This window comes from Bacteroides sp. RTP31139st1_H2_RTP31139_211217 (genome assembly GCF_040227615.1).
GTDB classification, from domain to species: Bacteria; Bacteroidota; Bacteroidia; order Bacteroidales; family Bacteroidaceae; genus Bacteroides; species Bacteroides uniformis.
Window position 1 is genome coordinate 11,802 of record NZ_JBCNZM010000092.1, and the last position, 6,740, is coordinate 18,541.

5 protein-coding genes are annotated in these 6,740 nt (G+C 41.2%); 1 reads left to right on the plus strand and 4 read right to left on the minus strand.

Going from position 1 to position 6,740, the window contains the following annotated elements:
• Positions 1–138: 138 nt before the first annotated feature.
• The 4 genes from ABUA47_RS15215 to ABUA47_RS15230 are packed head-to-tail and all read right to left on the minus strand — an operon-like array spanning position 139 to position 3,319.
• Complete coding sequence (locus tag ABUA47_RS15215) at positions 139–1,011, minus strand: DNA-methyltransferase (protein ID WP_005825531.1); 873 nt, start codon at positions 1,009–1,011, stop codon at positions 139–141.
• A complete protein-coding gene (locus ABUA47_RS15220; RefSeq protein WP_005825529.1) occupies positions 1,008–1,529 on the minus strand; it encodes a hypothetical protein in 522 nt (173 codons plus the stop codon). Before ABUA47_RS15220 ends, ABUA47_RS15215 begins: the two co-directional genes overlap by 4 nt.
• An 8-nt stretch (positions 1,530–1,537) precedes the next feature.
• Complete coding sequence (locus ABUA47_RS15225) at positions 1,538–2,398, minus strand: type II restriction endonuclease (protein WP_005825528.1); 861 nt, start codon at positions 2,396–2,398, stop codon at positions 1,538–1,540.
• A 6-nt stretch (positions 2,399–2,404) separates the two neighbouring features.
• Complete coding sequence (locus ABUA47_RS15230; RefSeq protein ID WP_008664601.1) at positions 2,405–3,319, minus strand: DNA adenine methylase; 915 nt, start codon at positions 3,317–3,319, stop codon at positions 2,405–2,407.
• 319 nt (positions 3,320–3,638) lie between these two features.
• Here ABUA47_RS15230 and ileS point away from each other — a divergent pair.
• A partial coding sequence (gene ileS / locus ABUA47_RS15235; protein WP_349831736.1) for an isoleucine--tRNA ligase occupies positions 3,639–6,740 on the plus strand: 3,102 nt, incomplete at its 3' end.

Here is a 6,740-nt window from a genome sequence, read left to right on the forward strand (position 1 = left end):
CAGCAAAATAGCCCTCTCATTTGTTGTTTTCAACGTAGTTTTCAGGTCGCTTGTTTGAGCTAATTTTACGTTTTTTGCCGTTTTTGCTTAGGGAACCCGTGGATTTTGGCTTATTTTGAGAAACGTGATTCGCTCAAACTAAAACGGCAAATCATAAATGGAGACTTCTTTTTCGTGTACTGACATTCTCTCTGCATTATTCAAAAGAGAAATATCTTTAATCTTTTTATGATATAGAGAAAATTTTGCAATTTGTTCTATTTCTTTTTTACGGTTTTTACTAAGGATTAGATATTCTTCTTCTCTATCAATTCCTAAAAAACGGCGTCCCAAAAGATTGGCTGCAATTCCTGTAGTGCTGCTGCCTGTAAATGGGTCGAGAATCCACGCACCACCACGAGTTGATGCCAAAATAATACGCGACAATACAGATAAGGGTTTCTGAGTAGGATGTTTGCCACATGATTTTTCCCAACGAGCTATGGCCGGTAATTGCCATACGTCCGTCATCTGCTTGTTGCTGTTGATTTGCTTCATGATACTATAATTATAGTAGTGTGTTATTTTAGCAGACTTGCGTGCCCAAATAATGAACTCTGTTGAGTGTGTAAAATAACGACATGAAATATTAGGTGGCGGATTGGTCTTTGCCCATGTCACTACATTCAAAATCTTAAATCCTAATTCAGTCAGGATATTGGCTATTGAAAAAATATTATGATATGTACCGCTAATCCATATTGTTCCATTTTCCTTCAGTTTATTTTGGCATTCGCTTATCCATGCTCGATTGAACGAATCTATGTATTCAGGAGTACCTCCTTTATCCCATTCCCCTTTATCCACGCATACCATCTTCCCACTTTGCACACTTATCCCTCCATTACTGAGAAAGTAAGGAGGATCGGCAAATATCATATCGAACTTGAAACTGAATTGCTTTAATAATTCGATGCAGTCACCATGCAGGAGGGTAAAGGCACGGTCGGAGGATTTGAAATAAGGAATCATAATTTAGCAATAATCTCTTGATATTCCTTCCAGGACATTAACCGACCTTCTCCAGTGGGATAATTGACATCTTCCTGCCCCCATATCCATTTATATACTTTTATTAAAGCCTCAGGAGTTTCACCGGAAGCGAAATTTAAAGCTCTTATTTCATTTATAAAATCGGAAGGTTCTTCTCCATTATATGTTTTTTCCATTAAAGTCAGAAATACTTTTGCTTTATCTTTGTTTTCCTGAACTTTATTTATTACATCTTCTAAGATTTGTTTGTGAGATATTTGCCATAGTGTATTATCATTGGGATTATAGATGAATACTAAAAAATCTTCTTTTTTAGGTCTTCCATATACAGATTTACCACCAGGCTTCGTGATAACGATTTTCCTACCATCAGAGAGTTCTTCGACTTCATAACCTCGATATGGTAAATCTATAAGTTTTTGTGAGAAAGTAGCTTTATCCGCATTGTTTATACGAATAGGCTCTAGTTCTATATTATGTTGATAGATGTTTTTCATCGTTCTATTTATTTCATGATTTTACTTATAATGCCGTTCTCCATATCATTAATATTGTATATATGTTCAAGTACATCAAAAGTTTCTTCCAAATTTCGACGCGCACTATTCCATCCTTTTCCATCCGTAAACCAGACAAATGTAAAATCTGTTAGGTCTTTGGTTTCCAAGGTTATCGTTTTGTAACTTCTTGCTGTTTCGTTAAGCTTAGAGCCACTACTTCCATAAAAATTGGTTTCTATACCATATACCATGGTAGGTGTTTTTACGACAAAATCAAATCGTTTCTCTGCCTTACCTTGGTTAGATATTGAAGATAAATCAATACCCCATTTCTTTTCGATAGCATGAATATACATTTCTTTGAAGTAGGTGATACCTTTTACAAACCCAGCCTTCTGTATATATGATTCGACGAGGTTCTCCATCAGGTGTCCACCTCTATTTTTTCTTCCATTAGAATCAAGCCCAGTTTCTATTCCTGTAACATAATCTACAAGACTTCCGATAATGCGATTCTCAATCAAGTTGAAAATACCAGTTTTGCGCATAAATATTTTATATTGCTCTACACTATAGTTCATTTTTTTGAAATTATAACAGAAGCTGCCTTCTTCATCTATAGCTTCTATATCCATTTCACGCTTTGCTATCAGAATAGGAATACACTTTAGAATACTAGGGTATTTACATAATAAATTATCAAAATCGTTTTCTATATTTTTGCTGCCAATAAGAGAATTCATAATATTCAATTCCACTTTAATAGCATCAACATTAGAGAAAACTTTGTCAAAGTATGTATAATATTGGTAGTTCGCAATACTTGTACGAAACAGTGCAAGCCATTGTTTAAAATCTCTTTCCATACAAATTTATCTATAATTCATGCTAATATTAGAAATCATAAGTTCGGACAGTTTCCCTCTTTTTTCAGGATTGGCATTAACCATTCGCGTAGCCATTACTCGCTGAATATGGTATTCGTTATAAATCTCATCAAAGAAATTATCATTTTCGTCTTTGCCTTTCACATCCGAATTACTTAAGATGAAATTAGTTTTATATTGAACTATCTTGTGACAAAAATCGCGTAGCCGTATTTGTTCATTATCGTCAAACTCATCTTTGGCATACGAGTTGAAAGAAGAAGTTTTGCTTAAAGGTTTATATGGAGGATCAAAGTAGAATAAAGCATCAGGAGAAGCGTAAGCTATTGTTTTCTCGAAATCCCCACACAAAATATCTACCTTTTGCAAAATCTTAGAATCTGCAAGAATTGTATCTTCATCACAAATTCTAGGATTGGCATATTTTCCATGGGGAACATTGAATTTTCCTTTAGAATTTACTCTATACAACCCATTGAAGCATGTCCTATTTAAAAAAATGAATAAAGCGGCGGTCTCTATTTCAGACAAGGATGAAGCGTTATATATGTCGCGCTTATTTAAATAATACTCTTTTCTGTCTTCTTCTCCCAAGGGGATATACTTTTCTTGAAGTTCTTTTAATTGTTCAATCAATTTATATGGTTGTTCCTTAATAACTTTATATGTAGTTATCAAATGGGGATTTATATCATTAATCACAGCTTTTTGAATATTGGGAAATTGCTGTAATATCCAAAATAAAACAGCCCCACCTCCAACGAAAGGTTCTACATAAATAACGTTTTTTTTCTGTGAGAAGTCAGATGGTAAGGTACGCTCTATATCTCCTAAAAGCTGCGTCTTTCCACCTACCCATTTTACAAAAGGTTTTGCAGTTCTATATATTCTATGTTGCATATTTGGTCTAAATATCATTCTTCTAATGGCAAAGATAGTGAATCTCTTCAAGTTGTGCGAATATATTAGGAGTCTTTCTTTTTATTTTTTGAATTCTATGTCTAAAAGGATATTAATCACTCTTATTATCCCTCTTTTCATCCTTAAATAAAACATTTTACTGCACTTATCCAGCTTTTTCTACCTAAAAAGTCTCTTGTATTTAAGTTTTTTGTAAATTTGCACCCTTAAAATGGAGAAGGTAGCTTTTGACGTACCAAATGCCTATCAAGAGTATCTTCAATCGTAAATTGTAAATTGTCAAATAGTAAATATCAAGATGGGTAAGAAGTTTGCCGAATATTCGAAGCTCGACCTTTCCGAAGTGAACGGAAAAGTGTTGAAGAAATGGGACGAAAACCAGGTTTTCGCCAAGAGTATGACAGAACGTGAAGGTTGTCCTTCTTTCGTATTTTTCGAAGGACCTCCCTCGGCCAATGGTATGCCGGGCATTCACCACGTAATGGCTCGCTCCATTAAGGACATTTTCTGCCGTTACAAAACGATGAAGGGGTTCCAAGTAAAGCGTAAGGCCGGATGGGATACTCATGGACTGCCCGTGGAACTGGGTGTGGAAAAAGCACTCGGCATTACGAAAGAGGATATTGGCAAGACTATTTCCGTAGCAGAATACAATGCTGCCTGCCGCAAGGACGTCATGAAGTTCACCAAGGAATGGGAAGACTTGACGCACAAGATGGGCTACTGGGTGGACATGACGGACCCGTATATCACCTACGACAACCGCTACATCGAAACCTTGTGGTGGCTGCTGAAACAGCTCTATAAGAAAGGACTCCTTTATAAAGGGTATACCATACAACCTTATTCTCCTGCTGCCGGAACCGGACTCAGCTCGCACGAGTTGAACCAGCCCGGATGTTACCGTGACGTAAAAGACACGACCATGGTGGCACAGTTCAAGATGAAGCATCCGAAACCGGAAATGGCAGAGTGGGGAACTCCTTACTTCCTGGCATGGACCACTACTCCGTGGACGTTGCCCAGCAACACTGCGCTCTGCGTCGGTCCCAAGATAGACTACGTGGCCGTACAGACTTACAACGGATATAGCGGTGAGAAGATGACTGTTGTCTTGGCAAAAGCACTGCTCTACACTCACTTCAACAAAAAAGCGGAAGACATTGCATTAGAGGATTATAAGCCGGGTGATAAGCTGATACCTTTCAAGATAGTAGGTGAGTACAAAGGCCCCGATTTGGTAGGTATGGAGTACGAACAGCTCATCCCTTGGGTGAAACCGATAGACGTTGCCGAAGACGGTAGCTGGACTCCCAGCGACAAAGGTTTCCGTGTAATTTCTGGTGACTATGTGACGACTGAAGACGGTACGGGTATCGTACACATTGCCCCGACCTTTGGTGCGGACGATGCTTTTGTGGCACGCGCTGCAGGTATACCGTCCTTGTTCATGATAAACAAGAAGGGTGAGACCCGCCCGATGGTAGACCTCACCGGTAAGTTCTTCTTGATTGACGAACTGGACGAGGAGTTTGTAAAGGCATGTGTCAATGCAGACCTTTACAAAGACTATCAGGGCAAGTGGGTAAAGAATGCCTATGACCCTCAATTCACCGTAGACGGCAAGTATGATGAGCAGGCTGCACAAGCTGCCGAATCATTGGATATCGAACTCTGCATGATGATGAAAGCCGCCCGCCAGGCATTCAAGATAGAAAAGCATGTACACAATTATCCGCACTGCTGGCGTACGGACAAACCCGTATTGTACTATCCGCTGGATAGCTGGTTTATCCGCAGCACCGCTTGCAAGGAACGTATGATAGAGTTGAACAAGACCATCAACTGGAAGCCGGAAAGCACCGGTACGGGACGTTTCGGCAAGTGGCTGGAAAACCTGAATGACTGGAACCTCAGCCGTTCACGCTACTGGGGTACTCCGCTGCCCATCTGGCGTACAGAGGACAATAGCGAGGAAAAGTGTATCGAGTCTGTAGAAGAACTTTACAACGAAATAGAGAAATCCGTAGCTGCCGGCTTGATGCAGTCCAATCCTTACAAGGAGAAGGGCTTCCAGCCGGGTGTATATACCAAAGAGAATTATGACAAGATAGACTTGCACCGTCCTTACGTGGACGATGTCATCCTTGTTTCTAAAGACGGCAAGCCGATGAAACGCGAAACGGACTTGATTGACGTTTGGTTCGATTCCGGTGCCATGCCTTATGCACAGATACACTATCCGTTCGAGAATAAGGAACTGCTGGATAGCCACCAGGTATATCCTGCCGATTTCATCGCCGAAGGGGTGGACCAGACACGCGGTTGGTTCTTCACGTTGCACGCCATCGCTACAATGGTGTTCGACAGTATTTCTTATAAGGCTGTCATTTCCAACGGCTTGGTGCTCGACAAAAATGGTAACAAGATGTCCAAGCGTCTGGGCAATGCCGTAGACCCCTTCTCGACCATCGAGAAATACGGGTCCGACCCGTTGCGCTGGTACATGATCACCAACTCTTCTCCGTGGGACAATCTTAAGTTCGACGTAGATGGAGTGGAAGAGGTGCGCCGCAAGTTCTTCGGAACACTCTATAACACCTATTCATTCTTCGCCCTCTATGCCAATGTAGACGAATTTGACTACAAAGAAGCCGATGTGCCCATGGCAGAACGCCCTGAGATAGACCGTTGGATTCTCTCTGTACTGAATACGTTGGTGAAGAACGTGGATACCTGCTACAATGAATACGAGCCCACGAAAGCAGGACGTCTCATTTCCGAATTCGTGAACGACAACCTCTCCAACTGGTATGTCCGCCTGAACCGCAAACGTTTCTGGGGCGGTGGTATGACGCAGGACAAACTCTCTGCATTCCAGACACTCTATACATGCCTCGAAACCGTGGCTAAGCTGATGGCACCCATCGCTCCGTTCTATGCTGATATGCTCTATTCCGACCTGATTGCAGCTACGGGACGCGACAATGTGGTTTCCGTACACCTTGCCAAGTTCCCCGAATATAAGGAGGAAATGATAGACAAGGAATTGGAAGTCCGCATGCAGATGGCACAAGACGTCACTTCCATGGTATTGGCATTGCGCCGCAAGGTGAACATCAAAGTCCGCCAACCGCTTCAGTGCATCATGATACCGGTAGTGGATGAAGAACAGCGTGCACACATCGAGGCTGTGAAAGCACTTATCATGAACGAGGTGAATGTAAAAGAAATCCAGTTTGTGGACGGTGCTGCCGGTGTACTGGTAAAGAAAGTGAAATGCGACTTCAAGAAGCTGGGACCGAAATTCGGTAAGCAGATGAAAGCCGTGGCTGCTGCTGTGGCGGAAATGTCCCAGGAAGCCATTGCCGAGCTGGAGAAGAAAGGCTCTTATACGTTC

Coding starts and splice junctions, on each gene's coding strand:
- ABUA47_RS15230 (WP_008664601.1), bottom strand. CDS start 3,319: ATGCAACATAGAATATATAGAACTGCAAAACCTTTTGTAAAATGGGTA.
- ABUA47_RS15215 (WP_005825531.1), bottom strand. CDS start 1,011: ATGATTCCTTATTTCAAATCCTCCGACCGTGCCTTTACCCTCCTGCAT.
- ABUA47_RS15220 (WP_005825529.1), bottom strand. CDS start 1,529: ATGAAAAACATCTATCAACATAATATAGAACTAGAGCCTATTCGTATA.
- ABUA47_RS15225 (WP_005825528.1), bottom strand. CDS start 2,398: ATGGAAAGAGATTTTAAACAATGGCTTGCACTGTTTCGTACAAGTATT.